The organism is Leclercia sp. TB492 (genome assembly GCF_049974505.2).
Taxonomy (GTDB): Bacteria; Pseudomonadota; Gammaproteobacteria; order Enterobacterales; family Enterobacteriaceae; genus Enterobacter; species Enterobacter adecarboxylatus_C.
On the sequence record NZ_CM127572.1, the window covers coordinates 2,045,618 to 2,071,887 of the forward strand.

Annotated in this window: 23 protein-coding genes and 1 riboswitch; of the genes, 13 read left to right on the forward strand and 10 right to left on the reverse strand. The window is 57.6% G+C overall.

Annotation, left to right across the window (positions count from 1 at the left end):
* Positions 1 to 73: 73 nt before the first annotated feature.
* Positions 74 to 1,171: an oxidoreductase gene (locus tag ACP4QI_RS09635; protein ID WP_426494784.1), complete on the forward strand. Its 1,098-nt coding sequence runs from the start codon at positions 74 to 76 to the stop codon at positions 1,169 to 1,171.
* A gap of 34 nt (positions 1,172 to 1,205) precedes the next feature.
* Here ACP4QI_RS09635 and ACP4QI_RS09640 read toward each other — a convergent pair whose 3' ends face one another.
* Together ACP4QI_RS09640 and ACP4QI_RS09645 are read right to left on the reverse strand one after the other, a co-directional pair.
* Positions 1,206 to 2,396: an MFS transporter gene (locus ACP4QI_RS09640; RefSeq protein WP_285127791.1), complete on the reverse strand. Its 1,191-nt coding sequence runs from the start codon at positions 2,394 to 2,396 to the stop codon at positions 1,206 to 1,208.
* Between the two features lie 59 nt (positions 2,397 to 2,455).
* The gene (locus ACP4QI_RS09645) at positions 2,456 to 3,592 is read right to left on the reverse strand and encodes an alpha/beta hydrolase (RefSeq protein ID WP_285127790.1); all 1,137 of its coding nucleotides are present in this window, start codon (positions 3,590 to 3,592) and stop codon (positions 2,456 to 2,458) included.
* A gap of 120 nt (positions 3,593 to 3,712) precedes the next feature.
* On the opposite strand from ACP4QI_RS09645, the gene ACP4QI_RS09650 reads away from it, so the two are divergent.
* A complete protein-coding gene (locus ACP4QI_RS09650; protein ID WP_285127789.1) occupies positions 3,713 to 4,597 on the forward strand; it encodes a LysR family transcriptional regulator in 885 nt (294 codons plus the stop codon).
* A 470-nt stretch (positions 4,598 to 5,067) separates the two neighbouring features.
* A complete protein-coding gene (locus tag ACP4QI_RS09655; RefSeq protein WP_350223585.1) occupies positions 5,068 to 6,012 on the forward strand; it encodes a GIY-YIG nuclease family protein in 945 nt (314 codons plus the stop codon).
* 176 nt (positions 6,013 to 6,188) lie between these two features.
* Here ACP4QI_RS09655 and ACP4QI_RS09660 read toward each other — a convergent pair whose 3' ends face one another.
* Both ACP4QI_RS09660 and ACP4QI_RS09665 read right to left on the reverse strand, forming a co-directional pair.
* Positions 6,189 to 6,428, reverse strand: coding sequence for a DinI family protein (locus tag ACP4QI_RS09660; protein WP_106993802.1), 240 nt, complete (start codon positions 6,426 to 6,428; stop codon positions 6,189 to 6,191).
* A 98-nt stretch (positions 6,429 to 6,526) separates the two neighbouring features.
* Positions 6,527 to 8,716: a TonB-dependent siderophore receptor gene (locus ACP4QI_RS09665; RefSeq protein WP_285130778.1), complete on the reverse strand. Its 2,190-nt coding sequence runs from the start codon at positions 8,714 to 8,716 to the stop codon at positions 6,527 to 6,529.
* Positions 8,717 to 9,074: 358 nt separating this feature from the next.
* On the opposite strand from ACP4QI_RS09665, the gene ACP4QI_RS09670 reads away from it, so the two are divergent.
* The 8 genes from ACP4QI_RS09670 (at position 9,075) to atzF (ending at position 19,615) form a co-directional block, all read left to right on the forward strand.
* Complete coding sequence (locus tag ACP4QI_RS09670) at positions 9,075 to 9,668, forward strand: DUF4142 domain-containing protein (RefSeq protein ID WP_285127786.1); 594 nt, start codon at positions 9,075 to 9,077, stop codon at positions 9,666 to 9,668.
* Positions 9,669 to 9,884: 216 nt separating this feature from the next.
* A riboswitch (guanidine-I (ykkC/yxkD leader) is annotated at positions 9,885 to 9,983 on the forward strand.
* Between the two features lie 57 nt (positions 9,984 to 10,040).
* Positions 10,041 to 11,099: a putative urea ABC transporter substrate-binding protein gene (locus ACP4QI_RS09675; protein ID WP_426494783.1), complete on the forward strand. Its 1,059-nt coding sequence runs from the start codon at positions 10,041 to 10,043 to the stop codon at positions 11,097 to 11,099.
* A gap of 17 nt (positions 11,100 to 11,116) precedes the next feature.
* Positions 11,117 to 11,932, forward strand: a complete 816-nt coding sequence (locus tag ACP4QI_RS09680; RefSeq protein WP_231312462.1) for an ABC transporter permease — start codon at positions 11,117 to 11,119, stop codon at positions 11,930 to 11,932.
* Positions 11,929 to 12,705, forward strand: a complete 777-nt coding sequence (locus ACP4QI_RS09685; protein ID WP_142489342.1) for an ABC transporter ATP-binding protein — start codon at positions 11,929 to 11,931, stop codon at positions 12,703 to 12,705. Before ACP4QI_RS09680 ends, ACP4QI_RS09685 begins: the two co-directional genes overlap by 4 nt.
* Before the next feature lie 4 nt (positions 12,706 to 12,709).
* On the forward strand, positions 12,710 to 13,420 hold the full coding sequence (locus ACP4QI_RS09690; RefSeq protein ID WP_307762725.1) for an urea amidolyase associated protein UAAP1: 711 nt from the start codon (positions 12,710 to 12,712) through the stop codon (positions 13,418 to 13,420).
* A gap of 11 nt (positions 13,421 to 13,431) precedes the next feature.
* A complete protein-coding gene (locus tag ACP4QI_RS09695; protein WP_285110928.1) occupies positions 13,432 to 14,064 on the forward strand; it encodes an urea amidolyase associated protein UAAP2 in 633 nt (210 codons plus the stop codon).
* A 152-nt stretch (positions 14,065 to 14,216) separates the two neighbouring features.
* Positions 14,217 to 17,819: an urea carboxylase gene (gene uca, locus ACP4QI_RS09700; protein ID WP_426494782.1), complete on the forward strand. Its 3,603-nt coding sequence runs from the start codon at positions 14,217 to 14,219 to the stop codon at positions 17,817 to 17,819.
* Complete coding sequence (atzF, locus tag ACP4QI_RS09705) at positions 17,816 to 19,615, forward strand: allophanate hydrolase (protein WP_426494781.1); 1,800 nt, start codon at positions 17,816 to 17,818, stop codon at positions 19,613 to 19,615. Before uca ends, atzF begins: the two co-directional genes overlap by 4 nt.
* A 17-nt stretch (positions 19,616 to 19,632) precedes the next feature.
* Here atzF and dmsD read toward each other — a convergent pair whose 3' ends face one another.
* From dmsD to ACP4QI_RS09730, 5 genes are all read right to left on the reverse strand, one after another.
* Entirely contained in the window at positions 19,633 to 20,232 is a 600-nt protein-coding gene (gene dmsD, locus ACP4QI_RS09710; protein WP_285130771.1) for a Tat proofreading chaperone DmsD, read from the reverse strand.
* 43 nt (positions 20,233 to 20,275) lie between these two features.
* Entirely contained in the window at positions 20,276 to 21,130 is an 855-nt protein-coding gene (locus tag ACP4QI_RS09715; protein WP_426494780.1) for a dimethyl sulfoxide reductase anchor subunit family protein, read from the reverse strand.
* Position 21,131: 1 nt separating this feature from the next.
* Entirely contained in the window at positions 21,132 to 21,749 is a 618-nt protein-coding gene (locus tag ACP4QI_RS09720; protein WP_445730310.1) for a DMSO/selenate family reductase complex B subunit, read from the reverse strand.
* Between the two features lie 10 nt (positions 21,750 to 21,759).
* On the reverse strand, positions 21,760 to 24,198 hold the full coding sequence (gene ynfE, locus ACP4QI_RS09725; protein ID WP_426494778.1) for a selenate/tellurate reductase subunit YnfE: 2,439 nt from the start codon (positions 24,196 to 24,198) through the stop codon (positions 21,760 to 21,762).
* A gap of 150 nt (positions 24,199 to 24,348) precedes the next feature.
* Positions 24,349 to 24,654 carry a DUF1161 domain-containing protein gene (locus tag ACP4QI_RS09730; RefSeq protein WP_142489351.1) on the reverse strand — a complete coding sequence of 102 codons (306 nt, stop codon included), beginning with the start codon at positions 24,652 to 24,654 and terminating at the stop codon, positions 24,349 to 24,351.
* Between the two features lie 226 nt (positions 24,655 to 24,880).
* Between ACP4QI_RS09730 and ACP4QI_RS09735 the strand changes: the two genes are divergently transcribed.
* Together ACP4QI_RS09735 and ACP4QI_RS09740 are read left to right on the forward strand one after the other, a co-directional pair.
* A complete protein-coding gene (locus tag ACP4QI_RS09735) occupies positions 24,881 to 25,330 on the forward strand; it encodes an STM2901 family protein (RefSeq protein WP_426494777.1) in 450 nt (149 codons plus the stop codon).
* Entirely contained in the window at positions 25,315 to 25,647 is a 333-nt protein-coding gene (locus ACP4QI_RS09740; RefSeq protein ID WP_285127774.1) for a DUF1493 family protein, read from the forward strand. The genes ACP4QI_RS09735 and ACP4QI_RS09740 overlap by 16 nt, the downstream gene beginning before the upstream one ends.
* Before the next feature lie 22 nt (positions 25,648 to 25,669).
* On the opposite strand, the gene ACP4QI_RS09745 is transcribed toward ACP4QI_RS09740, so the two are convergent.
* Positions 25,670 to 26,152 (reverse strand): Hcp family type VI secretion system effector, encoded by a 483-nt coding sequence (locus ACP4QI_RS09745; RefSeq protein WP_285127773.1) that lies wholly within the window; start codon positions 26,150 to 26,152, stop codon positions 25,670 to 25,672.
* Positions 26,153 to 26,270: the final 118 nt, after the last annotated feature.

The window sequence follows — 26,270 nt, forward strand, 5'->3', positions numbered from 1 at the left end:
CATTTTGCCCCGTTTAAGCCTGATTAAACAATGATTATAGTGCGTTCACGATTTAATTAATCAGGAGCAACTTATGAACAGATCATCTCTTTTTACCCCGGGGCATATTGGAAAGGTTGTCTTAAAAAACCGTCTCGTCGTCGCCCCCATGACCCGTGTCACCGCTTCAGAGGACGGTATAGCCAGCGAACGTATGAAGCTGTACTACGAAGATTTTGCCCGGGGTGGCTTTGCTCTCGTGATATCGGAAGGCATTTATATTGATAAAGCATGGTCGCAGACCTATGCCTTCCAGGCTGGGTTAACCAGCCCGGAACAGGTTGCAGGATGGCGCAAGGTCACAAACGCAGTACACCAGCAGAGCGGCCTGATTTTTGCCCAAATCCAGCACGCCGGGGCGTTGTCGCAGGGCAATTATTATCGGGATGGAACAGTCGCACCCAGCGCCATTCGTCCGGTAGGCAAGCAGATGACGTTTTATCGTGGTGAAGGTGATTATCCTGTTCCGCGTGAACTCAGCGAAAATGAAATACAGGACATTATCAAAAGTTTTGCCGATGCAGCCTCGTATGCTGTTTTTGAAGCGGGATTTGATGGCGTGGAAATCCATGGCGCAAATGGATATCTTCTCGATCAGTTTTTCACGGATTACACCAATAAGCGAACTGACCGCTGGGGCGGTGATACCGCAGGCCGCCTTCAACTTATTCTGGACGTGATTCGATCTGTCAGAGAACGGGTTGGTGAGAATATCCCCGTGGGCATTCGCATCTCACAGGGGAAAGTAAATGACTTTTACCATAAATGGGCTAACGGTGAAGACGATGCCCGGGTGGTGTTTACGCTGCTTGCTGATTCCGGTATCGATTATCTGCACCTGACTGAATATGAAGCCTGGCAGCCCGCATTCCCGGACAACGCGCTCTCACTGATCGAGCTGGCCCGTAAGTATGCGCCTCAGCTGACAATTATGGCCAATGGCAGTCTCCACGATGAGGCGCGGGCGACAGAAGTTATGGCGAAGGGGGCCGATTTTATCGCCCTTGGCCGCGGCGCTCTGGCAAATCATGACTGGCCTGAACGCGTTGCCGCACGTGGGGCAGTGCGCACATTTGATAGTGCGATCCTGGGACCCATCGCCAATATCAAAGACTCCGAGCTTTCTCTCTGATTTGCAGCCCCGGATAAATTTCCGGGGCCTCTGACTAACCCGCCTCCGCGCTCTTCCGGGAAGTGAACCAGGTCAGCACCACCGCGCTCAGCAGCAAAATCCCACTCATTGCAAAGGTGCTTTGCCAGCCGACGTTATCGAATACCATCCCGCCCACCGTCGAGCCCAGCGCAATCGAGAGCTGGATCACCGCCACCATCAACCCGCCGCCAGCCTCTGCATCCTGGGGCAGGGTACGGGCGATCCACGTCCACCAGCCCGTCGGGGCAGCAGTGGCCAGCAGTCCCCAGAATCCCAACAGCAGGGCGACGCTCCAGACGCTGTGTCCGGTCAGGATTAACATCCCGGCGATAGCAGCCATCAGGAGCGGAATCGCCATTAACGTCAGGTAAAATCTGGCGTTCAGGAAGAGGGCAACGATCAGCGTGCCAATAAAACCCGCCACGCCGATGGTGAGCAGGATCAGCGATAAGCCAGCGGCGCTGACGTGGGTGACCGTCTCCAGGAACGGGCGCACGTAGGTGAACAGCGCGAACTGACCCATAAAGAACAGGCCGCAGGCCAGCAGACCGATAGACACCACTGGCAGGCGGAACAGGCGGAAGACGGTTCCGCCTGAGGACTGGCTTTTGTTCCCCTTCATGTCCGGCAGGCTAAACCACTGCCAGATAAAGGCTGCAGTTGCGACCGGGACCAGGCACAGGAAGGCCCCGCGCCAGCCAATAGTGGCCCCGAGATAGCTACCGAGCGGGGCGGCGACCACCGTCGCCAGGGCGTTACCGCCGTTGAAAATCGCCAGCGCACGGGCGACCTGATGCTGCGGCACCAGGCGAATGGCCGTCGCCGCAGACATGGACCAGAATCCGCCGATGGCGATCCCAATCAGGGCGCGCCCGGCCATATAGACCAGGTAGCTGGAGGCGAAGGCAATAATCAGCCCGGATGCCGCCATCAAAATCGTCATGCCCAGCAGGAGGGTTTTACGATTCATATTCCCGGCAATATGAGAAAGGCTCAGGCTGGTCAGGACCGCCAGCGCGCCGGAGATAGCAATCCCCTGGCCGGCCAGACCCTCGGTGACGCCCAGATCGCTGGCGATGGGGGTCAGCAGGCTGACCGGCATAAACTCCGATGCAATCAGGACAAATACGCACAGGGTCATGGCGAAAATACCGCCCCAGTACGCGCGCTCGTTACTCTGTGTGGTTTGGCTCAGTGTGGACATAGTCAGATTTCACGCTGGGGAAAATATCGCCACCTGCCAGAAACAGGTGGCGTAGAGGATTATTTCAGGCTGATTTTGAAGAACTGCTCAAACTGTGCAAACGGGATCTTACCGGCGACGTTGTCATACAGATCGACATGGTTAGCACCCGGAACAACCACCAGCTCTTTCTGTTTGCTGCCGACGGCTTTGTACGCATCTTCAGCAAAGTAGCGGGAGTGCGCCTTTTCACCGGTCACGATCAGCGTTGGAATAGCGATCTCATTGGCATAGCTCAACAGCGGCATGTTCATAAACGACAGCGGCATAGTCGCGGTCCATGCGCCTGTGGAGTTCACGGAGCGCTCGTGGAAACCGCGCGGTACCCGATAGTAATCAAAGAACTCTTTCAGGATCGGATGCGGATCCGCAGGCAGGGCTTCCGGCAGAATACGCTCCGCCGCGGTGACTTTGCCGTTCTGGTCGACATTAATATCGTGACCACCGTGGGCGACGGTGCCGTTTTCAGCATCCTTCCAGCGCTGCTCGTTCAGATACTGCAGAACAGCATGCCGATCGGCCGCAGAGTAGCGGTCTTTGCCATCGCCCACGCCGTGGCCCATCGCCCGGCTCATGTCGTACATCACGCTGGTGGCGACCGCTTTCACGCGGGTGTCCATGGATGCCGCGTTCAGCGCCATCCCGCCCCAGCCGCAGATGCCGAGGATGCCGATGCGGTTGCGATCCACCTCTTTCTGTAATCCCAGGAAATCCACCGCCGCGCTAAAGTCCTCGGTGTTGATATCCGGAGAGGCGACGTTACGCGGCTGGCCGCCACTTTCGCCAGTGTAAGAAGGGTCGAAGGCCAGGGTCACAAACCCTTTTTCAGCCAGGGTCTGGGCATACAGGCCGCTGGACTGCTCTTTCACCGCGCCAAATGGCCCGCTGACCGCAATTGCCGCCAGCTTGCGATCGCCCCGGTCTTTGGGCAGGTAAAGATCGGCCACTAAGGTGATCCCGTAGCGGTTCGGGAAGGAGACCTTACGGTGCTCCACTTTATCGCTTTCGGCAAAGGTCTTATCCCATTTCGCGATCATCGAAACGGGCGCGTTCGGATTCGTAGTATCTGCATAACTCATTGTTGTTACTCCACTTAAAGATGCGCATAGCAGCATCGCAGGTATGGCAGCTGTCAGTTTTCGGGTAAATGTTTTCATAAGCGGCACCGGGCTGTGTTGTTGTGTGGAGTCCAGTATAGTTAGCAGAAATAGTGCTGATTAGAGGGCGAAAGCTGCTAAGATTCATACCATATTGTTATAAATAGGCGGGAGAGAGGGATGGCGAAGCGGGAAAACTATAACGAGCTGTACCTGTTTATGCAGGTGGTAAGGGAGGGGAGCTTTACCGCCGCCGCGCAGCGGCTGGGGCTGGCCCAGTCAGGGATCAGCCGTTCCATTCGCGATCTGGAAGAGCGCCTGGGCGTCCAGCTGCTGGTGCGCACCACCCGCAGGCTCTCCCTGACCCAGGCGGGTGAACAGCTCTACCAGACCACCGAGTCCGGGTTTGATGCCCTGAATAGCGGGCTGGCTACCCTGGCGCATTATCGCGAGACCCCCTCCGGCACGGTACGCATCAATGCCAGCCAGCACGCCATCGAGAAATGCCTCCTGCCAAAGCTGGCGGTGTTTAAACAGCGCTACCCGGATATCCGGCTGGAGCTGATGAATGAGAGCCGCTTCGTCGACATTATCGCCGAGCGGTTCGATGCCGGCGTCCGGTTAGGGCCGGAGGTGGGGCAGGGAATGGTCGCGGTACGCATTACGCCCGACATGGAGATGGCCGTGGTCGGCACCCCCGACCATTTACGCCGCTACGGTTTTCCCCAGACGCCAGCGGAGTTAGCGGCTCATCCCTGCATTGCCTACCAGTTTGCCGACGGCAGCCTCTACCACTGGGAGCTGGTTCAGGACGGGAAGAGCATCACGCATCGTCCCGAGGGGCAGTGGGCCCTGTCTGACAGCTATATGGAAGCCGAGGCGGCCCGGCTGGGTCTGGGGCTGGCCTATGTGCCGGTCGAGCTGGTGGCGGACGATCTGGAGCGCGGGACGCTGATCCGGGTGTTGCAGCGCTACAGCCTGCGCATGGACGGGTTGTTCCTTTATTATCCCCATCGCAACGTATCCCCGGCCCTGAGAGCGGTGATCGATACGCTGAAAATCTGAGGGTGTATTTTTTACACCCGCCTGACGGTACAAACCAATAGTTACTTTTTAATCGCATAATGCCTGTATGGGCGTCATTTCGAATAAAGGAGCAATCAATGTCCCATTCGTCATCAAGAAGAAAAGTTTTAGATAGTGATGGTCTCCTTGCGCACAGGGCGTCACATGCACGGAGTTGCGTTAACCACGTTGCGAATAGACTGGGAATAACCCGCAGTGAGCTATTGATGAAAGTTGAGAAAGATACGGGGGCAAGTTTGGTATCACCGCTTACAGAAGATGAGTTAATGAAAGCGTTTTATTATATGGAAAACCTTTAAGAGCGGCTGATTTGAACGAGGAACGATAGTTCATAAATAATCACCTGACATTATCAATATAACTGCGCCAGGGGATAGAATTTCGCGAGGTTTATCTTAAGGTATTGATATCTTTATCAAATAATGATACATAAAAACTTTAGCATAAAGATGGATTTTAAAATGCAGTGGAGATTTTTAGGTTCTATATCAGAGGCCAGAATGTCTGGCTGTAGCGGAGTTTACCTTATCGTTCACCAGGGGCTTTTTAATCGCGTTGTTTATGTTGGGGTGAGTTGTAATGTTGGGAGAAGGATAAATGAACATTATGAAGGTTACCTGAGAGGAAACCGAACAATTTACAATGCAGGCCACGATGATGACGTATATCGTTTTATGTCAGCTTACAAAATTCACAACCATACGAAATACTATCAATCTTTGGCGAAGGATTATAAAATTTGGGCATCTACGACAGTGCCCTCTGATTCTCCTAAAAATTTATTAGCTAAAAGCCAAACTTTTGATGCCGCGTGGGAGGGCATTGCATCTGAAAAATATCTCCCTCAACTGAAAGTGTGGGCCCTTCCAATGGCCAGATATTGTTATTCAAACGCATCCAGAATTGAAAGCGTTATTCAGACAAAGCTCGTCAGAGCTTTTGATTTAAGGGGTTTTTTTAATCTTAAATCTATAAGTATCTTAGGCAAAATTGAATACCCTTACTTAGAAAAGATTAAAGATTTTATTGTTGATTCCCCCGATGTAGACCTGGCATCTCAACTTATTTTTAGTAATTTGAACATTAAAGGGATTGATGGCAACATTAGTAAAGAATTCTTTTTGCAACTTAAAGATGAAATTTTTCAAAGAGTAAGGGAAGCTCAGAGTAGACGAGCGATTCGGGAACATAAGGTTTCTCTTTATAAAAACTTTGGCAAACCCTGGACTTTAAAGGAGATGGAAAAACTCAGAGTCATGCTGGTCGATTTTGATATGTCCCCAACAGAAATATCTGAATACCTTGGAAGAGAACCACGCTCTATTGCTAAAAAAATAATCGAAAATGATAAAATTTCCAATCATAAATGGCGACAGAGCGTCGGATGGTTGTGAGTTGCATATTGACTGAAATAAACCGATCTGGAAAATTCCGCTTCTGGCACTCTATGGACCCAGGTTCGGCTCTATGAATGAACGAGCAGAACCTTTTTCAGGCATTCTGGTTTACAGGCGCTGGTTGATGTTAACGCGTAAACCTCAAAAGGAAGCGGTCTCCGGGCCTTTAAACCTCACTCCGCAACCAGCCACATATCGGCCTCGTCAAACATCTCTTCCAGCATGCGGTTCAGCTTTTCCCGATCGCTTTTGCTGGCATCGCTATTCAGGCCGTTCGCCTGCATCGGCTTCACCTTCACCTCGGCATCCGGAAAGATCCGGTGCACTCGGGTGGTCAGTTCAGCCAGGATGATCTCTCTTGCACCCGGAAGCCCCGCCACATTTCTTTTGTCGTAAACCAGTTCAACGAACATCACACATCCCCTCAAACACTGTTTTAATGTACAGCATTCTTACCGGGGCAATGACATCTGTCAACTGCCGCCCGCTATGCAGGCGGCAGAAGTGACGATCAGAACAAGACCGAGTAGTTCAGGCCAAAGGTACGACCGCGTCCTTTGTAGGTATAGAGGTTCTCAGCACCGTAGGTTGGGCTGTAGAGCCCCGGTGCGCGCTGTCCCCATGCGGTGGTGTAGTCTTCATCCAGCAGGTTTTCCACGCTGAAGCTCAGCTTGCCCACCGGCAGAAGGTAACTGCCTATGAAGTCAGCGGTGTTATAGCCATCAATCTGCTTCCCGGCTTCATCAGACAAATCAAACGTCTGCGTACTTTGCAGACGCAAGGTCCAGTCGCCCGGCGCCCAGGTGACCCATGCGCTCATCTTGGACGGGCTGGCGCTGTCTACCGTCAGCTTTTCCCATTTCCCGTCGACGCGGGTTTCCGATTTGATGACGTTGAAGTTTGCGCCCGTGCTCCACTCGCTGTCGGTGAAGAAATAATCCACCTGGCCTTCAACACCGTAGATGCGACGCTCGTCATCTTCGACGTTAATGGTCATGTCGCTTTTGTTAATGTTGATGGTTTTGTCAGAGAGCGAATAGTAACCGGCAATCTGAGTGCGCAGGTTATCCCCGGTGTAGCGCCAGCCCAGCTCGTAAGCATCAACTTTAATCCCGTCGAGTTTTGAGTCGTTAACGTTAACGCTGTTGACCAGGCGATAATGGCCGTTTACCAGCTGATAGGTGCCGGAGCCGTAGTATTTCGCCAGATCCGGGATCTCAAAGCCCTGAGAGAAGTTAAACCACAGCTGCTGGCGTTCGGTCAGATGACCCAGAATGCCGGCGTTAAACAGCAGGTTGTTGTAGTCGGTTTTCCCGCCCGGGACCGCGTCTGCCGAGGTGGCTCTCCCCGTGGCGATAGCCTGTTGCTGGGCATAACCCACAAAGTCATCGACCTTGTTTTCCGTGTACTGATAGCGCACACCGCCGCTCAGGGTGATAGCGGAGAAGTCGTAGCTCGATTGCAGGAAGGGGGCGAGGTTGGTGATGCTGTAGCCCGGATAGCGTCCCACGTTATACGCATTATCCAGCTTCATGCCGCCGCTGGCCGCCGCTTTGCTGAGGTCGAAAAATTGCTGATTGGCGTCGAAGGTTTCATGTTCGGCATCCACACCCCATGTCAGGGTCAGCGCATCCAGCGGTTTGCTGTTGAGGGTCAGCTTGCCGCCGTAGAAATCGGTTTTTTGCTGCGAAGCGCCAATGCTGGTGACCCGGCCGCCTGAAAGCGTAGGGAAGGGGTAGTACGTCAGGCTTTCATCGCGGTAATAAATTTGCGCGAGCAGATCCTGGCCCCAGAAATCGGTGTTCGAATATTGCAGGTTGATCAGGTGGCGTTCGGTGCCAGGAATACGATCGGAGTCGAGGTTATTTTTGTTGTATGCATTGCCGGCGCCCGTTACTGCCGAGAAGTTCTCGCCAAGATAGAGGCCGTGCTTACCGTCGGATTCGCTTTTGTAATACTGCGTGGTGAGCTGCAACTGCTGATGATCGTCAATATTCAGCGTGCCGGTGCCCATCACGTCCAGGCGGTCAGAGTATTGCAAACCGGTCTGAGTGTTATCAATGATCACTTCGTCGCCGTTGCCGTCGTACCAGCCGCCAAAGCGTTGATACGCCACTGACAGTCGCCCTGAGGCGTTGTCGTTGCCGCCGCTGACCGCCGCCGCGATGTTCTCGTCATTATCGTTATGGCTGTTGAAGCCCGTTTTCAGGCCGGTCTGAAACTCGACTTCCGTTTCCGGCTGGCCCTTTTTGGTGACGATATTGATTAAGCCCCCGGTACTGCCGCCGCCGTAGAGGGAGGTCGCCCCGGAGATGACTTCAATGCGGGAGATATTGAACGGATCGATGGAATCCAGCTGGCGGCTGTCGCTGCGCGAGGAGTTTAAACGCACGCCGTCGACCATCACCATCATTGAACGACCACGCATATTCATACCGTAGTTGGTACGTCCCTGGCTGCTGACATCCATTCCGGGAATCAGCTGCGCCAGCACCTCTTTAAGCTCTTTGCCTCCCTGAACCTGCTGCTCAATATCAGCCTGCTCAATGACCCAGGTGGTCTGTGCCATGTCGGTAATAGAGTGGTTTGTACGGCTGGCGGAGACCACCAACGACTCTTCTTTTTGTCCTTCTGCTGAGGCATTAGCGGCTAGCATCATCAATAAACAAGGGTTTAAAGCCCAGGAGTAACGCGGTTTCATTATTATGATCGTCCTGATTTTTCGAGGTGTCGGTGGCATGAATGCCCCTTACCGCAAGAACATCACCCGGTCAGGTGATAGTGATTATCAAGATGATATGAATAATCATTACAAAGTAAACAGGTAATGTTAAAAAATGTTTCTATAATGGCATGATTTTAATGGGGTTTATTGGGGTGCGGGTCAGGCGTGAAAGAAAACTCACTGCGCCACGGCGTAATACCGGGAAAGACTTCCGCCGAAACATGAGCGAGGAGAATGTTCCACTATACTGACAATTGCACTTATCACTTACCCAGGAGGCGACGCGCGGTTAAATACCTGACACAACCTAATCCATGACCATCAGGAGAACAAAATGCAAAAGCGTAAAACCTTGAAAGCGCTGCTAGCCGTATCGGCAGTAGCAGCGATGTTCTGCACTGTCGGCGTGCAGGCCCAGACGTCGTCAAGCGCCGCTCAGAGTAGCGCCGTAGGCCAGACCGGATCGATGGCCAAACTCGACTCCGGCGATGAAAAAGCGTTAAAGGACATGGCGCAGGCCAATATTAATGAAGTTGCCGCCGCGAAGATTGCGCTCAGTAAGGCCGAGAGCAGCGAAGTTAAGGCCTTCGCGCAGAAGATGGTCGATGACCACGGTGCTGCCCTGACCAAAGTCCAGGCGGTCGCCCAGCAGAAGGGCGTAACATTGCCAACTGAGCCGGACGCCATGCATAAGGCCATGGCCGACAAGCTGGAAAAAGAGAGCGGCGATGCATTTGACAAGATGTATATGGAAAACGCCGGCACCAAAGATCATCAGATGGTGCTGTCGAAGCTGCAGAGTGACGCCAAAAATATCAAGGACCCGGATGTGAAGGCCCTGGCCGACGCGCATACGCCGGTGGTTGAGCAGCACCTTAAGTCTGCCCAGCAGATGACGATGCAACCCGGCAAGGCAGAAAGTAAGTAACCAGGTTGTTCGGTGGGCGCACGGTTCTGCACCAGGATTTCCCTTTTACTCCTGGGCCCCTCCTGGGCACCACTACAGTGCACCCACCCCGCACTCCCTCACCAAAACGGTGAGAACCCACCCCTGTAAATTACCAACCCTCTGATAATCCGCATAAAAAATTCCTGGCACACCCCTTGCAGAGATAAACGCGAAAGGGCAGCACCACACAATTTGAAAATAGCTGGCTAGGGTTCCGGTTCACTGCGGTGAATGGCTGGTCCAAGAGCTGGCGACCTCTGAGAGGTTACACGGCGGGACAAAAGCCCGGGAGACAGCAGCACCAGACGGTGTCGCGCTGCCCCCTTATTTTGTGCCACTCAGAGGTCAAGCATGAAGAAAACGCCATTACTCCGCTCTCTTGTACTGTCGCTGGCGATGCTGGTCAGTCTCCCCACTTTTGCTGCCGTCAAAAAAGAGTTCAACGTCTGCTGGACCCTCTACGCCGGCTGGATGCCCTGGGGCACCATCAGCACCGACAAAATCATCGATAAATGGGCCGACAAGTACGGCATCAAAATCAACGTTGTGCAGCTCAACGACTACATCGAATCCATCAATCAGTACACCGCCGGCCAGTTCGACGGCTGCACCATGACCAACATGGACGCGCTGACCATCCCGGCGGCGGGCGGTGTAGACACCACGGCGCTGATCCTCGGCAGCTACTCCGAAGGCAACGACGGTGTGGTGATGAAGGGCGAGGGCAAAACCCTCACCGATCTGAAAGGCATGAAAATCTACCTGCCGGAGCTGTCCGTTTCCCATTACCTGCTGGTGCGCGGGCTGGAGAAAGCGGGGCTGGCGGAAAAAGACGTCACCGTGGTGAACACCTCGGATGCAGATATCGTCTCGGCTTTCAACACGGCAAACGTGCAGGCTGCCGTGGCCTGGAACCCTCAGCTCTCGGTCATCAAAGGCACGCCGAAAACCACCGAGGTGTTCAGCTCCTCGCAGGTGCCGGGCGAGCTGATCGACATGATGGTGGTCAACAGCGAAACCCTGAAGGATAACCCGGCGCTGGGCAAAGCGCTGACCGGGGCGTGGTACGAGATGATGGGGCTGATGAAAGCCCAGGACGCTAATGCCCTGAACGCGATGGCGGCGGCCTCCGGTACCGATCTCACCGGCTATCAGGCGCAGCTGAAAACCACCCACCTGTTCTACACCCCACAGGACAACATCGCCTTTGTCACCTCGCCGGAACTGGCGAAAACCATGCAGCGCGTGGCGGCGTTCTCCTTCGATAAAGGGCTGCTCGGCGATGGGGCGCAGAGCGCCGATTTTATCGGCATGAGCTTCCCGGGCAACGTGACCCAGGGCGATGCCAACAACGTCAAACTCCGCTTTGACGACAGCTTCGTGAAAATGGCCGCCGCTGGCCAGCTGTGATGAGTGACGGAGTCTCCATGCGACACATAAATCGTCATCCCACCCCGGGCATGCGGCTGATGCTGGTTATGCTGCCCTTTGTCCTGCTGCTGGCCGCATACTTTTTTGGCTCGGCGGTGCGGCTTGAGGCCAACCCCCAGGACAAGCTGCTCCCGGGCCTGCAACAGATGCTGGATGCGATCTCGCGGATGGCCTTTACCCCGGATAAACGCAGCGGCGAGTACCTGTTCTGGGTCGACACCCTGGTGAGCCTGGCCCGTCTGCTGGTGGGGCTTTCGATCGCCTCGCTGATCGGCCTGTGTATCGGCGTCACCGCCGGGGTGTTTCCCCTGTGGCGGGCGTCCCTTTCACCGCTGATGACGGTGCTGTCGATGGTGCCACCTCTGGCAATTTTACCGGTGCTGTTTATCGTCTTCGGGCTGGATGAACTATCAAAAATCATGCTGATCGTTATCGGCATCACCCCGATGCTGGCCCGGGATCTGGAGCACCGCGCCTGCGAAATCCCGCCGGAGATCCTGATCAAAGCCCAGACCCTGGGGGCCAACAGCTGGACGCTGGTGCTGCGGGTGGTGCTGCCGCAGCTGCTGTCGCGCCTGCTGACCTCGCTGCGCCTGCTGCTGGGCTCAGCCTGGTTGTTCCTGATTTCGGCGGAGGCGATTTCCTCCACCGCCGGGCTGGGGTATCGCATTTTCCTTGTCCGCCGCTATATGGCGATGGACGTGATTATTCCCTATGTCCTGTGGATCACTCTGCTGGCGTGGCTGATGGACCTGGCGCTGCGCCAGCTGCACAAGCGCTGTTTCCCGTGGGCAGAAGGAGGGAAAGCATGAGTTTTATCACCATCAACAATATCTGGCAGGAGTACGGCGACCATGTGGTGCTGGAGCGTCTGAATTTACAGATCAACGAGGGCGAGTTCTGCTCGATGGTCGGGGCGTCCGGCTGCGGGAAATCGACTTTTCTGCGCCTGCTGCTCGGCCAGGAGAGGCCGAGCCGGGGCTCCATCACCCTGGACGGCAAACCGCTCACCGCCGAGCCGGACAGCCGCCGGGGCGTGGTGTTCCAGCGCTACTCGGTCTTTCCGCACCTCAGCGTGCTGGATAACGTGGCGATCGGTCTTGAACTGCCACAATCCCCGCTGTTTGGGCGGCTTTTTGGCGCGAAAAAACGCGCCGCACGTGAGCAGGCCGCGCAGATGCTGGACAAGGTCGGCCTCGGCCATGCCCTGCACAAATATCCCGCGCAGCTCTCCGGCGGGATGCAGCAGCGCCTTGCCATTGCCCAGGCCTTTATCATGCAGCCTCGCGTCCTGCTGCTGGACGAACCCTTTGGCGCGCTGGATCCGGGGATCCGCAAAGACATGCATGCGCTGCTGTTACAGCTGTGGGGCGAAACCCGCATGACGGTGTTTATGGTCACCCACGATCTCTCCGAAGGCTTCAACCTCGGCACCCGTCTGCTGGTGTTCGACAAGGTGCGCCTCGATCCGCAGGCCCCGAACGCCTTTGGTGCGCGCATCACTTACGACATTCCGCTCAACGAGACACGGCTTTCGGCCCTGAGCGGTTCGACTCCCGACAACGTTTATGCCTTAAGGGGTTAACGCTATGAATACGACTTTACGTGAAGAGATCCTGCCGGGCGGCGGCCACCTCTCGTTTGTACTTAAGCGCGGACAGATCCTGCGCATGACCGACCTCGACGGCGGGGCCAACGTCAGCCTGATGATGCTCAACCCCCATGAAAAGAGCGAGCGCCTGAACCTGCCGGATACCCTGAAAGGCCAGCACACCGCGCGCCTGACCGCCGGGCACTGCTTTTACTCCGATATGGGCCGGGTGCTGGCAGGCATTACCGCCGATACCAGCGGCTGGCACGATCCCTTTGGCGGCGTGCTCAATGCCGCCGAAGTGACGGAAAAATACGGTCAGGGACGCTATCAGGAGCTGCGCAACGGCTTCTTCCGCAACGGTACCGACAACCTGCTGGTGGAGATGGGCAAATGGGATCTCAACCTCGAAGATCTGCTGATGGTGGTCAACTTCTTCAGCAAAGTGACCGTGGATGACAGCGGTCGGTTCAGCTTCCACCGCGATCATTCCCAACCGGGGAGCTACGTAGAGCTGTATGCCCCCATGGACACCCTGATGGTGATGACCGCCCTGCAACATCCGATGGACCCGTCCACCGAATATGCCCCGCGCCCGGTGCAGCTCAGCTGGCGGCAGGCAGAGGACGAGGAGGGCGCCATTAACGCACTCCTCACGCGCCCGGAAAATGGCCGCGCCATCACCAACACCCAACTTTTCGCCCTGTAAGGAGCCGCAAGATGACCATTATCAGCGAAAAACAGCCTCAGGAGGCGACCTTCCGCCACGTGATCCCGGCGGGCGAGCCTTACCTGTTTGAAGTGAAAAAGGGCCAGACCCTGCGCCTGCTGGATCTGGAGGGGAATCAGGCGGTGGATACCCTGTTCTATAGCGCCGATAACCCACGGGAGCGCTACGACGCCCAGCGCACCCTGCGCCGTCAGAACAATGCGTATCTGACCAGCGGCAGCGTGCTGTACTCCAACCTCGGTAATCCGCTGCTGACCATCGTGGCCGATACCTGCGGGCGTCACGACACCCTCGGCGGGGCCTGCGCCCAGGAGAGCAACACCGTGCGCTATGCCCTCGACAAACGCCATATGCACAGCTGCCGGGACAACTTCCTCTGCGCCTGTCTGCACGATGGCCGCCTGCAAAAGCGCGATATCGGGGCCAACATCAACTTCTTTATGAACGTGCCGGTAACGCCCCAGGGCGGGCTGACCTTTGCCGACGGCATCTCCGCCCCGGGGAAATACGTTGAGCTGCACGCGGAGTGCAACGTCATCGTGCTGATCTCCAACTGCCCGCAGCTCAACAACCCCTGTAATGGCTGGAACCCAACCCCGGCGGAGGTGCTGATATGGAACTGACGCCAAATCGCTGGCAGCGCCTGCGCCAGATGCTCTACCGCCTGTTTGAAGTGCGCGCCGGACGGATCCTGCCGTAAATCTTTTTTCCCCGTGGACGACCATGCGGTGAGCCAATTTTCGGCGGGACGACCCGCCACGATTGAGTCTGAACTATGTTGACGAAACTCCTGATTGCCAACCGCGGGGCGATTGCCTGCCGCATCCTGCGCACGCTGCGCGCCATGAATATCGGCGGCGTGGCGGTCTATTCCGAGGCGGATATCAGCAGCCTGCACATTCGCGAGGCCGACGAAGCCCTGAGCCTGGGCGACGGCCCGGCGGCGAACACCTATCTGGTCAGCGACAAAATTATCGCCGCGGCGAAAGCCAGCGGTGCCCAGGCCATTCATCCGGGCTACGGCTTTTTATCCGAGAACGCCGCCTTTGCCGAAGCCTGCGAAGCTGCGGGTATCGCCTTCGTCGGACCAACGCCGGAGCAGCTGCGCCTGTTTGGCCTGAAACACACCGCCCGGGCGCTGGCAAAAGCCCAGGGCGTGCCGATGCTGGAGGGCACCGAACTGCTGGCGGACGTGAATGAGGCGCTGCGCGCGGCAGAGCAGGTCGGCTACCCGGTGATGCTGAAGAGCACCGCGGGCGGGGGCGGGATCGGCATGCGCGTCTGCTATACCGACGCGGAACTTTTTGATGCCTTCGACGCCGTCGTGCGGCTGGGGAAAAATAACTTCAGCGATGCGGGCGTCTTTATTGAAAAGTACATCGAGCGGGCGCGTCATCTCGAGGTCCAGCTGTTTGGTGACGGCAAGGGGGAGGTGATCGCTCTCGGCGTCCGCGACTGCTCGGTGCAGCGACGGAACCAGAAGGTGCTTGAGGAGACCCCCGCGCCCAACCTGCCGGACGGAATGGCGGACGCGCTCTGTGCGGCGGCCATCAAGCTGGGCAAAGCGGTCAACTACCGCAGCGCGGGTACCGTGGAGTTTGTCTACGACAGCGATGCCGCCCGGTTCTACTTCCTCGAGGTGAATACCCGTCTACAGGTGGAGCACGGCGTTACCGAACAGGTGTGGGGCGTGGATCTGGTGCGCTGGATGATTGAACTGGCCGCCGGAACCTTACCTGCGCTGGCGGAACTGCGCGCAAGCCTGACCCCAGCGGGCCACGCCGTTCAGGCGCGGGTCTATGCCGAAGATCCGGGCCGTCAGTTCCAGCCTTCGCCGGGTCTGCTCACCGAGGTGGTGTTCCCGGCGGATGACCGCCGCTCTCTGCGCATCGATACCTGGGTAGAGTCCGGCTGCGAGGTACCACCGTTTTTTGATCCGATGCTGGCGAAAATCATCGCCTGGCAGCCCACGCGCGATGCGGCCATTAATGCCCTGCACGCCGCCCTGGTCGACACCCGTCTGTACGGGGTGGAGACAAACCGCAGCTATCTGCAGCAGATTTTAACCTTTACCCCGTTCGCCAGCGGCGAGCCCTGGACCCGTTGCCTGGAAGGGCTGGCTTATCAGGCCTCTACCCTGGAGGTGCTCAGCCCCGGAACGCAAACCACGGTGCAGGATTATCCCGGGCGCATCGGCTACTGGGCGGTCGGCGTACCTCCTTCCGGACCGATGGACAGCCGGGCGCTGCGTCTCGGCAACCGCCTGCTGGGCAACGATGACCGTGCCGCAGCGCTGGAGATCACCCTCAGCGGCCCGACGCTGAAATTCAACTGTGACGCCCAACTGGTGGTGACCGGGGCGGAGATCGCCCTCACGCTGGACGGCGAGCCGCTGGAGAACAACCGGGTCTTTAGTGTGCACAGCGGCATGACGTTGCGGATGGGGGATATCACTGGCGACGGCGTGCGCAGCTATCTGTGCCTGCGCGGCGGGTTTAGCGTCCCGGATTACCTCGGCAGCAAAAGCACCTTTACCCTCGGGCAGTTTGGCGGTCACGCCGGACGCGCCCTGCGTACCGGGGATGTGCTGCACATTGCGCCCTTAACCTCACCATGCCCGAAGCAGGAATTGCCCCTGGCCCTGCGCACTCCCCTGGACGCCGTCCGCGAACTGCGGGTGATCTACGGCCCGCACGGCGCGCCGGAGTATTTCACCCCGGAATATATGCAGACCTTCCTGACTACCGACTGGGAAGTGCATTTCAACTCCAGCCGCACCGGCGTGCGTCTGATCGGCCCTAAACCCGAGTGGGTGCGTGACAGCGGCGGCGAGGCGGGGCTGCATCCGTCGAACATTCACGACAACCCCTATGCCATTGGCGCGGTGGATTTTACCGGCGATATGCCGGTGATCCTCGGCCCGGATGGCCCAAGCCTGGGCGGGTTTGTCTGTCCGGTCACCATCATTGAGGCCGACCTGCACGCGGTCGGGCAGCTGAAAGCGGGTGATAGAGTGCGCTTTGTGCCCGTCGACATCGCCACCGCCCGACGCCTGGCGCAGGCGCTGGAGGCTGAGATCCGCAGTTTGCATCCGCAAAATCTGAACTGGCAGCCGGCGGAGATCGCCTCGCCGGTGGTGCTCGAGCAGGGCCAGGGCGATAAACGTCTGGTGGCGCGACTCTCCGGTGACACCCATCTGCTGCTGGAGATGGGCGATCCGGAGCTGGATCTGGTTCTGCGTTTTCGCGCCCACGCCCTGATGCAGGCTCTGGAGGCGCGTGCGCTGCACGGCGTGATCGATCTGACGCCGGGCATTCGCTCCCTGCAAATTCACTATCAGCCGGAGGCGCTCAACCTGGCAGCGCTGCTGGAAGCGATCGCGGGATTGTGGCAGAGCGTCTGCGAGCAGGACTCGCTGGAGGTGCCGTCGCGCATCGTCTGGCTGCCGCTCTCCTGGGACGATCCGGCCTGCCAGAAGGCCATCGACAAGTACATGACCACCGTGCGCCGGGACGCGCCCTGGTGTCCGAGCAACCTCGAGTTTATCCGCCGCATTAACGATCTGGCGAACGTGAACGACGTTTACAAAACGGTCTTCGACGCCAGCTATCTGGTGATGGGGCTGGGGGATGTCTATCTCGGCGCACCGGTGGCGACGCCGCTGGATCCGCGTCATCGTCTGGTCACCACCAAGTACAACCCGGCGCGCACCTGGACGGCGGAGAACTCAGTGGGGATCGGTGGGGCGTATCTCTGCGTTTACGGCATGGAGGGGCCGGGCGGGTATCAGTTTGTCGGCCGCACGTTACAGATGTGGAGTCGCTATCACGCGGTAGAGGATTTTGGCGGCAAGCCCTGGCTGCTGCGCTTCTTCGACCAGATCCGCTTCTATCCGGTCTCTGCTGACGAGCTGCTCACCATCCGCCGCGATTTCCCGCTGGGGCGCTACCCGCTGCGCATCGAGCACACCACCCTGAAGCTGGCGGAGTATCAGCAATTTCTCACTGACGAAGCCCAGGGCATTGAGGCGTTTCGCACCCATCAACAGGGGGCCTTTAACGCCGAGCGCGAGCGCTGGATCGCTAACGGCCAGGCGCATTTCGACAGCAGCGACGTGCTGGCGGAGGAGGGGGAGGATACCCCGCTCAGGCCGGGACAGGCCGGCATCGACAGCCCGGTCTCGGGCAATCTGTGGCAGGTGAACGTTGAACCCGGTCAGCAGGTACGCGAGGGCGATGTGCTGGTGGTGCTGGAGTCAATGAAGATGGAGATCCCGCTGCTGGCCTCGCAGGACGGGGTGGTCAGTCAGGTGCGCGTCCAGCCGGGCTCTTCGGTGCGGGCGGGTCAGTGCGTGGTGGTTCTGGAGAAAGCAGCATGATGCAGCCCTTTGATTTACGTCTCGATATGCTGGCGCAGGCTTACCGCGAGGACCGTTACAGGCCGCGCGAGGTGATTAACACCCTGCGGGAGCGGGCGCTGGCGTTAAACCCGGAGTTTAATACCTTTATTTATCTCCTCACGCCAGAGGAGCTGGAGCCGTACCTGGCCGCGCTGGAAGGCACATCACCCCAGACGCTGCCGCTCTACGGCGTGCCTTTTGCCATCAAAGACAACATCGACCTGGCGGGAATTACCACCACCGCCGCCTGCCCGGCGTTTGCTTACCGGGCAGAGCAGAATGCAACCCTCGTCGGGCAGCTGATTGCGCTGGGGGCCGTTCCGCTGGGCAAAACCAACCTTGATCAGTTCGCCACCGGCTTAAACGGCACGCGCTCGCCCTACGGAATTTGCCGCAACAGCGTTAATGCAGCCTATCCGGCGGGGGGCTCCAGCTCGGGTTCGTCGCTGGCGGTGGCGCTGGGGCTGGCGAGCTTTGCCCTCGGTACCGACACCGCTGGCAGCGGGCGCGTTCCAGCATCGCTCAATAACCTGGTCGGGCTGAAGGCGACCAAAGGGTTAATCTCCACGGCGGGTGTCGTCCCGGCATGCCGTTCCCTGGACTGCGTGACCTTCTTTACCGCCACCGCTGCCGAGGCCAGCCAGCTGCTGGCGCTGACGGCGGTGAAAGATCCACGCGACGACTACAGCCGGGCTAACCCGGCCTGGAACGGGGCGCAGGCGTTTGGCGCACCCGAAAAAGGGTTCCGCTTTGGCGTGCCGGACCGGCTGGCGTTTCTCGGCTGCGCCGAGAGCGAAGCGATCTTTCACTCTGCAAAAGCCCGGTTAGTGGCGCTTGGCGGCATCCCGGTGACCATCGACTTTGCCCCGTTTTTAGCGGCGGCAACGCTGCTTTATGACGGCCCGTGGGTGGCGGAGCGTTATCATCTTGCCGGGAAACTGATTGAGCAGCAGCCGGAGGCGGTACTGCCGGTGATCCGCGATGTGCTGCGCAAAGCTCCTGGCACCGACGCGGTGGCGGCGTTTGATGCCCAGTACAAACTCCAGCATTTCAAAACCCTCTGCGACGGGATCATGGCGGAGCTGGATTGTGTGTTAACCCCGACCTATCCGCGCCCGGTCACTCTGGCGGAACTGGCGGAGGAGCCGGTTAAACGCAATTCCGAGCTGGGAGTCTATACCAACTTCATGAACCTGCTGGACTATGCCGCCGTGGCGGTACCCGCAGGGTTTATGGCGAATGGTCTGCCGTCAGGGGTGACGCTGTTTGGTCGGGCCTTTACCGATCAGTATCTGCTCAGCCTGGCCGGGGCGTTACAACGTCACCAGCAGCTGGCTCTGCCTGGCGGTCGTCAGATCCAGACGGCTGAGCCTGCGACCACCGCCAGCCACGATCGCCTGTCGGTGGTGGTCTGCGGGGCGCATCTGGACGGGCTGGCGCTGAACCACCAACTGCGCCAGCGCGGGGCGACCCTGCGCGAAGCAACCCGCAGCGCACCGCACTATCGGCTGTATGCCCTGGCCGACGGCAAACGCCCCGGCATGGTGCGCGACCGCGAACAGGGGGCATCCCTTGCCGTTGAGGTGTGGGAGCTGCCCCACGTCGAAGTGGGATCGTTTTTGGCCGGGATCCCGGCGCCGCTGGGGCTGGGGAAAGTGGAGCTGGAGGACGGGCGCTGGTTAACAGGGTTTATCTGTGAAGAGTATGGCCTAAAGGGGGCGCGTGATATCACAGCGTTTGGCGGCTGGAGAGCCTGGCTTGCCCACAAGCAGTGAGCAAGCCAGGGACGTTATTAACGGTACAGCGGTTTCTCTGCCACCGGAATCAATAACGTGGACTGCCAGTCGGCCAGCGTCAGCTGCGCCAGCTGTCCCAGCGCCCGGTAGAACGGGTGGCCCGCGTTTTCGACAAACACGGCGAGAAAACGTGTGCTCCACGGCAAAAGATGCCAGGCCAGGAGCTGATCCCGTTCAGCATCACGCCCTGTTTCCGCCAGCCAGGCGGCCAGCAGCAGCAGGGTACCGAAGCTATCTTCCGGTTCGTTCTGGGCCATCTCAAAGGCGATGCCGTTGTCGCGCATCCACTGGCGCAGCGCCAGGGTGGAGTCGCCGAACAGCACTGATTCACGATCCAGCCACACCGATCCCCACGGCGGGGCGGGCAGCGCCCAGGGGCCGATAAACAGCCGCTGCCAGGCATCGGGGAGCGGTTCGTCGGCCTGCTGGCGCAGTGCGTCGGCGATGGGGGCTAACTGCCCGGGCGGCAGCGGCCAGTCCTGCTGCCAGTCGCCCTGGGTCAGGGCCGTCACCAGCGGGGCAGCCTGCTCGCTGTCCGGGGCGAAATAAAACAGTGCGCCCAGTACCCGGGCGGTAAATGCAAAACCTTCATTCATTACTGCATTCCTTGAACGGCGCGGGTTACCCCGCGCTGACAGATTATCCGGCAATCGCCATACCCACGGTCATATGCAGACCGTAGAAGAGGCCGCGGCCAATAAGCTCTCCGGCCACCACCAGCAGCAGCCCCAGCGTGAGCCCTGGTAAAGTGGGCGTTTTACGACGCACCAGCGCGCACAGCCAGCAGCCCAGCCCGGCCGCAAGCAGTATGATACGCCACACCTGCAGGGAACCATAATCCGGCACCAGGGCGTTGGCCTGCTGGACTGAACTCTGGATCGTCCCGAGTTCGCCACTTTGCAGGATCACCGCCGCCGCGCTTGCCAGCAGCGCCAAAGCAGCGATCCCTGCCGCCGCCCGGGTGTTAAACGGTGCTTTCGCCATCCGCACCAGCAGGGCAGCAAACAGCGGGCCACCGAGCAGCATCGTCAGGAAGAAATTCAGGGTGGTGTAGCCGTTATGCCAGGTGGGCACCGTGTCTATCTGATACACGCGGGTCATCGCCCAGACAAAGACCAGCCCCAGCACCATGCTCAGCACCAGCCAGATCCTGCCCAGCAAAGCGGGCATCCTGCCGAGCACGGCCACTAACCACCAGAAGCCGCCGACGGCAAAGAAGAGCGCCCCGCTGGCGATTTCGTTACTCAGGCCGGATGCGCCGACGCGATTGAGCGAGTTAAAGGCCCGCAGCGGCGAGCCGAGGTGCAGCACGGAGGCGACAAAGCCCACCCCCATCACCAGCCACAACCAGAACATGCTGCGTACCAGCCGATAGCGCACCCGCGGGTCGTGCTCGCGAAGCCAGGCTCCGCCAGCCACGATTAACGCGCCAGCGACGCACTGGCCGAACACGGTAAAAATAACCAGCGGCCATTCATGCCATCCGTTTCCCATCTCACACCTCCTTCGGATTGGCCAGATAGCCGGTGGTGTCACCCGTGGGTCGGCTGTTGGCATTGGGTTTTATGACGATATTCGGCTTCGTGAAGTGCGCCGACGGCAGCGGGGCGACGGCGGCCAGCTTGTCGTGTTTTTTGCGCAGCTCTTCTATCGGGCCAAAGTCCAGGGCCCGCAGCGGGCAGGATTCGACGCAGATCGGCTTGTGGCCCTCCGCCACGCGCTCATGGCAGCCGTCGCACTTGGTCATATGCCCTTTGGCGGCGTTGTACTGCGGGGCGCCGTACGGGCAGGCCATATGGCAGTAGCGACACCCGATGCAGACATCTTCGTCCACCACCACAAAGCCGTCGTCGCGCTTGTGCATCGCCCCGCTGGGGCAGACTTTGGTGCAGGCCGGATCCTCGCAGTGGTTGCAGGCGATGGAGAGGTAGTAGGCAAACACGTTCTGATGCCAGACCCCGTTGTCCTCCTGCCAGTCGCCGCCCGCATACTCGTAGATGCGGCGGAAGCTGACGTCCGGGGTCAGGTCCTTGTAATCCTTGCACGCCAGCTCGCAGGTTTTGCACCCGGTGCAGCGGCTGGAATCAATAAAAAATCCATACTGAGTGGTCATCGGCTACTCCTTACGCCTTCTCGATTTGCACCAGATTGGTGTGTTGAGGGTTGCCCTTCGCCAGCGGCGACGGACGGTGCGTGGTCAGGGTGTTCATGCAGGCGCCGTGGTCAACGCGGTCGCCCTGCATATCAGCCTGATGCCATGCCCCCTGGCCCATGGCGCTGACGCCCGGCATGATCCGCGGCGTCACTTTGGCGGCAATGCGCACTTCGCCGCGGGTGTTGAAGACCCGCACCATATCGCCGTTTTTGATCCCGCGAGCCTGGGCATCCACCGGGTTGAGCCACACTTCCTGGCGGCAGGCAGCCTGCAGCACGTCCACGTTGCCGTAGCTGGAGTGGGTGCGGGCTTTGTAGTGAAAGCCGAACAGCTGGAGCGGAAACTGGCCGCGATCGTCCGAGTCCCAGCCTTCGAAGGTGGAGGCATACACCGGCAGCGGGCTGATGGTTTCGTCCTCCTGAAGCTCCCACTTGTCGGCAATCTCTGCCAGCCGGCTGGAGTAGATTTCGATTTTACCCGACGGGGTTTTCAGCGGGTTGGCCTCGGGATCGTCGCGGAATTTCTTATACGCCACGAAGTGACCGTTGGGATCTTTGCGCTTATAGATACCCATCTCTTTCAGCGCCTCGTAAGAGGGGAGCTGCGGATCTTTCGCCACCATTTTGGCGTACAGATATTGCAACCACTCCGCCTGGGTACGGCCTTCGGTAAAGCGTTGATGGATGTCCGGCCCGAGGCGTTTCGCCACTTCGCTCATGATCCAGTAGATGGGTTTACGTTCGAATTTCGGCGCGGTCACCGGCTGAAGGAAGATCAGGTAGCCCATATTCCCGGCGTAATCGTTGGGGATAATGTCCTCCTGTTCGACGGTCATTAAATCGGGCAGAAGCAGGTCGGCGTATTTCGCCGATGAGGTCATGAAGTTGTCGATCACCACAATCATTTCGCATTTGCTTTCGTCCTGCAGAATGTCGTGGGTTTTGTTGATGTCCGAATGCTGGTTGATGATGGTGTTGCCAGCGTAGTTCCAGATGAACTTGATCGGCACGTCCAGCTTCTCTTTGCCGCGCACTCCGTCGCGGGTGGCGGTCATCTCTGGCCCGCGGGCGATGGCATCGGTCCAGCTGAAGCAGGAGATCTGCGTTTTGACCGGGTTATCCGGCAGCGGCATCCGCTCAATGGTGATAGTGTAAGTCGATTCACGCGCGCCGCTGTTGCCGCCGTGAATACCGACGTTGCCGGTGAGGATCGGCAGCATGGCGATGGCGCGGGAGGTCAGCTCGCCGTTGGCCTGTCGCTGCGGGCCCCAGCCCTGGCAGATATACGCGGGTTTGGCGGTACCGATCTCCCGGGCCAGCTTGATGATGCGGTCGGCAGGAATACCGGTGATAGCCGCAGCCCATTCCGGCGTTTTGGCGGTGGCGTCCTCGCCGTGGCCCAGAATGTACGCCTTGTAATGACCGTTGGCAGGAGCGCCTTCCGGCAGGGTGGTTTCATCGTACCCGACGCAGTATTTGTCGAGGAACGGCTGGTCGACAAGGTTTTCGTTAATCAGGACCCACGCGATACCGGCCACCAGGGCCGCATCGGTGCCCGGACGAATGGGGATCCACTCATCTTCGCGCCCGGCGGCGGTATCGGTATAGCGAGGATCGATGACGACCATGCGCGCATTCGAGCGTTCGCGCGCCTGTTCCAGGTAATACGTGATCCCGCCGCCGCTCATGCGGGTTTCCGCCGGGTTGTTGCCGAACATCACCACCAGCTCGCTGTTTTCAATATCGGAGGTGCTGTTGCCGTCGTTACTGCCGTAGGTGTAGGGCATGGCACAGGCGATTTGCGCCGTACTGTAAGTGCCGTAATGGCTGAGGAAGCCGCCGTAGCAGTTCATCAGACGGGCCACCAGAGAGGCGTAAGGCGAGGAGCGGGTGATGTTACCGCCGACAATTCCGGAACTGTAATTAATGTAGACCGCTTCGTTGCCGTATTTCGCTACTACGTCGCGCAGGCTGTTGGTGAGCAGATCCAGCGCCTCATTCCAGCTGATGCGTTCGAACTTGCCTTCGCCCCGTTTGCCGACACGCTTCATGGGATAATTCAATCGGTCGGGATGGTTGATGCGTCGACGGATCGAGCGTCCGCGCAGGCAGGCGCGTACCTGATGGTTGCCGTAGACATCGTCGCCAGTATTGTCCGTTTCGACCCAGTACACCTCATCGTCCCGCACGTGTAGCCGCAGCGCGCAACGGCTGCCGCAGTTAACCGAACAGGCGCCCCACACCACTTTATCCGGGCCGGGTTGTAGCGAATCTTTGAGCGCGGCGGCGGCGGGGCGTAAACCGAAAGGTAGTGACAGACCCCCTGCGGCAAGGGCAAGGGATCCGATGGCGGTGGATTTGACAAGTTCGCGGCGGCTGATCCCGCCGCCTTGCGCATTCTCTGACATGGCTCACTCCATTATGTTCTTTATCTGTGAACGTTTTAAGCCGTGATTAGGATCAGGCTAACGGAGTGGGAGTGTTACCTATTAAGGGGGAGATAATATTAATGTATATCAAAACAAAGGGGATTCCCCCGCCTGAACGGGGGAGCCTGTCTACTGCGGTTCGCGCGGTGCCGGGGCCTGGGTGCCGCCGCCGCTCACCGGATAATTTCCGCTGCTGGTGCGGGTATAGAGGATTTTCAGGGTGTCATTGGCGCAATGACCCACCACTTCGGCGTCGGGTTTATCGGCCTGATCGTTCGGCACAATGTTCAGCATAAAGCCACTTTCCGGTACGCCGTTGTTGATGATCCGCTGCTGAATATCGCTTTTGATCCGCTCGCAGTTATCGGGTGCCGCCAGCGCGGCAGGGGCAACGCCCGCCAGCAAAAGTGCAGTAATCCAGGGTAACCGTTTCATATCTGCCTCCTTACGACTGTGTATAGCTGTAATAGTAGCAGGGTTAGTGCAAGTGCCTGCGTTTGGCGGTATCTTTCTGAAATATCTTAAAAAATATTTTCTTCAAATAACGTTAAACTACCCCAACAGCAAGCCATGCTGATCTTTAGAATCAATATCCTCCTCGATCGTGATATTATCCCCTGTTATTTTTATGGATATATTTTAAAATTTAAGGACACGTTTTATGGATACGACTGAAGAACTCGGCGGTACTTATTTTTACCACGGAAACGCCAACGTAACGCCACAAGAACTATTCTGGTTGATATTTGCTGAGAGTCTGGCTAACCACCTGGGAATCGAAGTAGAAACCGCCGCCATGATTCTGGCTGGTCAGCCTATATTGCCTAAGCGCGTGGTGCTGGGGTCAAAAGTTAAACGCACCAGTATAGCGTCAAAATTAGCCCGTAGAATTTTTAAGAATGCCCGTTTACCCGGGGGGATGAGGGTGGAAACCTCAGTATTAGGACATGCACGTTGTACAAATAAGATAGGGGCAGTAGTAGGCAGGGCTGTTCCCTATGTTGGTTTTGCTCAGGCGGTGATCGTTTGCACGATTGTTGCCGGGGAAACCAGAAACAAATACAACCTGATAGCCCGACCGAAAGATCGGATTGCATGGACTTATTTCTGATGCTATTGCCTGATGAACAAGAATTTTTAGATTATGTCACTGAGAAGTACGGTGAGCGAGATTGCCCGGCAAAAAAGAAATGGACGCTCCAGGAGCATTTTAATTTCTTGCAGGAGGATCTTGAGGAAATGCTGTTTGATCTGTTCACCCGGTACGGCATCGAGCACAGCAATTTTAATCTGGATAATTACTTTATGCCGGAGTTTTACTGGTGGCAGTTCAGTATTAAAAAGGAGTGGCGTACCCGTAAATTTAAGTCTCTTACACTTGAAATGATTATTGAGTCAGCTAAAGCCGGGCGCTGGTTGTATGACTAAGGGGCTTAAAAGCCCCTTAACATTATCCTGTTACTCGACTATTCCATGCATCGTTATAGATAATATTACCGTCGCTATGTTTCCAGGTGATCTTTTCATAGCGTAGTTCCACCGTTTCCATATGGTTCTCGTTTGGATTGTCGCCCGTAGCCATTGCCGGAGAAATAGAAACGATACGAACGCATTCAAGCAGCATGTTAAAGTATTCTTCTTCTAACCCGGCATGATTGATGCGATACCATTTTATTTCCGCAGACTGCAGATTTTGTCCGGTTGCCACAGCCTTGTACAAATAGGGGCTAGAGATATCAAAGTCTTTCACTATTAACATCGGGGAATGTATTCGTGTTCCGGTCACCTTACCTGTCGCGTTGTCAGTGGGGATCATCAAATTATGATGAAAGCCTTTAACCTCAATACTGTATTCCCGTTTTGCTACATCTACGCCGCCCTTGATAAGAGCGCCCCCGTCATCCTTCAACCATAAATACGCTGGTATTGCCATTTAACCTCTCCTTTTGTTTGCCGCGTTAACGTACAACCAAAAAACCATACATTCAACATGGTTAAAGGTTCCAGGCTGTCTTTCGTTGGAGTTTTAATTAGTACCTGGTTTTTATGGT

What these genes read in the sequence shown, in the direction of transcription:
- ACP4QI_RS09745 (WP_285127773.1), bottom strand. Translation starts at nt 26,152, where the DNA reads ATGGCAATACCAGCGTATTTATGGTTGAAGGATGACGGGGGCGCTCTT.
- ynfE (WP_426494778.1), bottom strand. Translation starts at nt 24,198, where the DNA reads ATGTCAGAGAATGCGCAAGGCGGCGGGATCAGCCGCCGCGAACTTGTC.
- ACP4QI_RS09735 (WP_426494777.1), top strand. Translation starts at nt 24,881, where the DNA reads ATGGATACGACTGAAGAACTCGGCGGTACTTATTTTTACCACGGAAAC.
- ACP4QI_RS09655 (WP_350223585.1), top strand. Translation starts at nt 5,068, where the DNA reads ATGGATTTTAAAATGCAGTGGAGATTTTTAGGTTCTATATCAGAGGCC.
- ACP4QI_RS09675 (WP_426494783.1), top strand. Translation starts at nt 10,041, where the DNA reads ATGAAGAAAACGCCATTACTCCGCTCTCTTGTACTGTCGCTGGCGATG.
- ACP4QI_RS09665 (WP_285130778.1), bottom strand. Translation starts at nt 8,716, where the DNA reads ATGAAACCGCGTTACTCCTGGGCTTTAAACCCTTGTTTATTGATGATG.
- ACP4QI_RS09720 (WP_445730310.1), bottom strand. Translation starts at nt 21,749, where the DNA reads ATGACCACTCAGTATGGATTTTTTATTGATTCCAGCCGCTGCACCGGG.
- ACP4QI_RS09680 (WP_231312462.1), top strand. Translation starts at nt 11,117, where the DNA reads ATGCGACACATAAATCGTCATCCCACCCCGGGCATGCGGCTGATGCTG.
- ACP4QI_RS09740 (WP_285127774.1), top strand. Translation starts at nt 25,315, where the DNA reads ATGGACTTATTTCTGATGCTATTGCCTGATGAACAAGAATTTTTAGAT.
- ACP4QI_RS09645 (WP_285127790.1), bottom strand. Translation starts at nt 3,592, where the DNA reads ATGAAAACATTTACCCGAAAACTGACAGCTGCCATACCTGCGATGCTG.
- ACP4QI_RS09640 (WP_285127791.1), bottom strand. Translation starts at nt 2,396, where the DNA reads ATGTCCACACTGAGCCAAACCACACAGAGTAACGAGCGCGCGTACTGG.
- ACP4QI_RS09685 (WP_142489342.1), top strand. Translation starts at nt 11,929, where the DNA reads ATGAGTTTTATCACCATCAACAATATCTGGCAGGAGTACGGCGACCAT.
- ACP4QI_RS09730 (WP_142489351.1), bottom strand. Translation starts at nt 24,654, where the DNA reads ATGAAACGGTTACCCTGGATTACTGCACTTTTGCTGGCGGGCGTTGCC.
- ACP4QI_RS09670 (WP_285127786.1), top strand. Translation starts at nt 9,075, where the DNA reads ATGCAAAAGCGTAAAACCTTGAAAGCGCTGCTAGCCGTATCGGCAGTA.
- ACP4QI_RS09690 (WP_307762725.1), top strand. Translation starts at nt 12,710, where the DNA reads ATGAATACGACTTTACGTGAAGAGATCCTGCCGGGCGGCGGCCACCTC.
- atzF (WP_426494781.1), top strand. Translation starts at nt 17,816, where the DNA reads ATGATGCAGCCCTTTGATTTACGTCTCGATATGCTGGCGCAGGCTTAC.
- ACP4QI_RS09650 (WP_285127789.1), top strand. Translation starts at nt 3,713, where the DNA reads ATGGCGAAGCGGGAAAACTATAACGAGCTGTACCTGTTTATGCAGGTG.
- ACP4QI_RS09695 (WP_285110928.1), top strand. Translation starts at nt 13,432, where the DNA reads ATGACCATTATCAGCGAAAAACAGCCTCAGGAGGCGACCTTCCGCCAC.
- uca (WP_426494782.1), top strand. Translation starts at nt 14,217, where the DNA reads ATGTTGACGAAACTCCTGATTGCCAACCGCGGGGCGATTGCCTGCCGC.
- dmsD (WP_285130771.1), bottom strand. Translation starts at nt 20,232, where the DNA reads ATGAATGAAGGTTTTGCATTTACCGCCCGGGTACTGGGCGCACTGTTT.
- ACP4QI_RS09635 (WP_426494784.1), top strand. Translation starts at nt 74, where the DNA reads ATGAACAGATCATCTCTTTTTACCCCGGGGCATATTGGAAAGGTTGTC.
- ACP4QI_RS09660 (WP_106993802.1), bottom strand. Translation starts at nt 6,428, where the DNA reads ATGTTCGTTGAACTGGTTTACGACAAAAGAAATGTGGCGGGGCTTCCG.
- ACP4QI_RS09715 (WP_426494780.1), bottom strand. Translation starts at nt 21,130, where the DNA reads ATGGGAAACGGATGGCATGAATGGCCGCTGGTTATTTTTACCGTGTTC.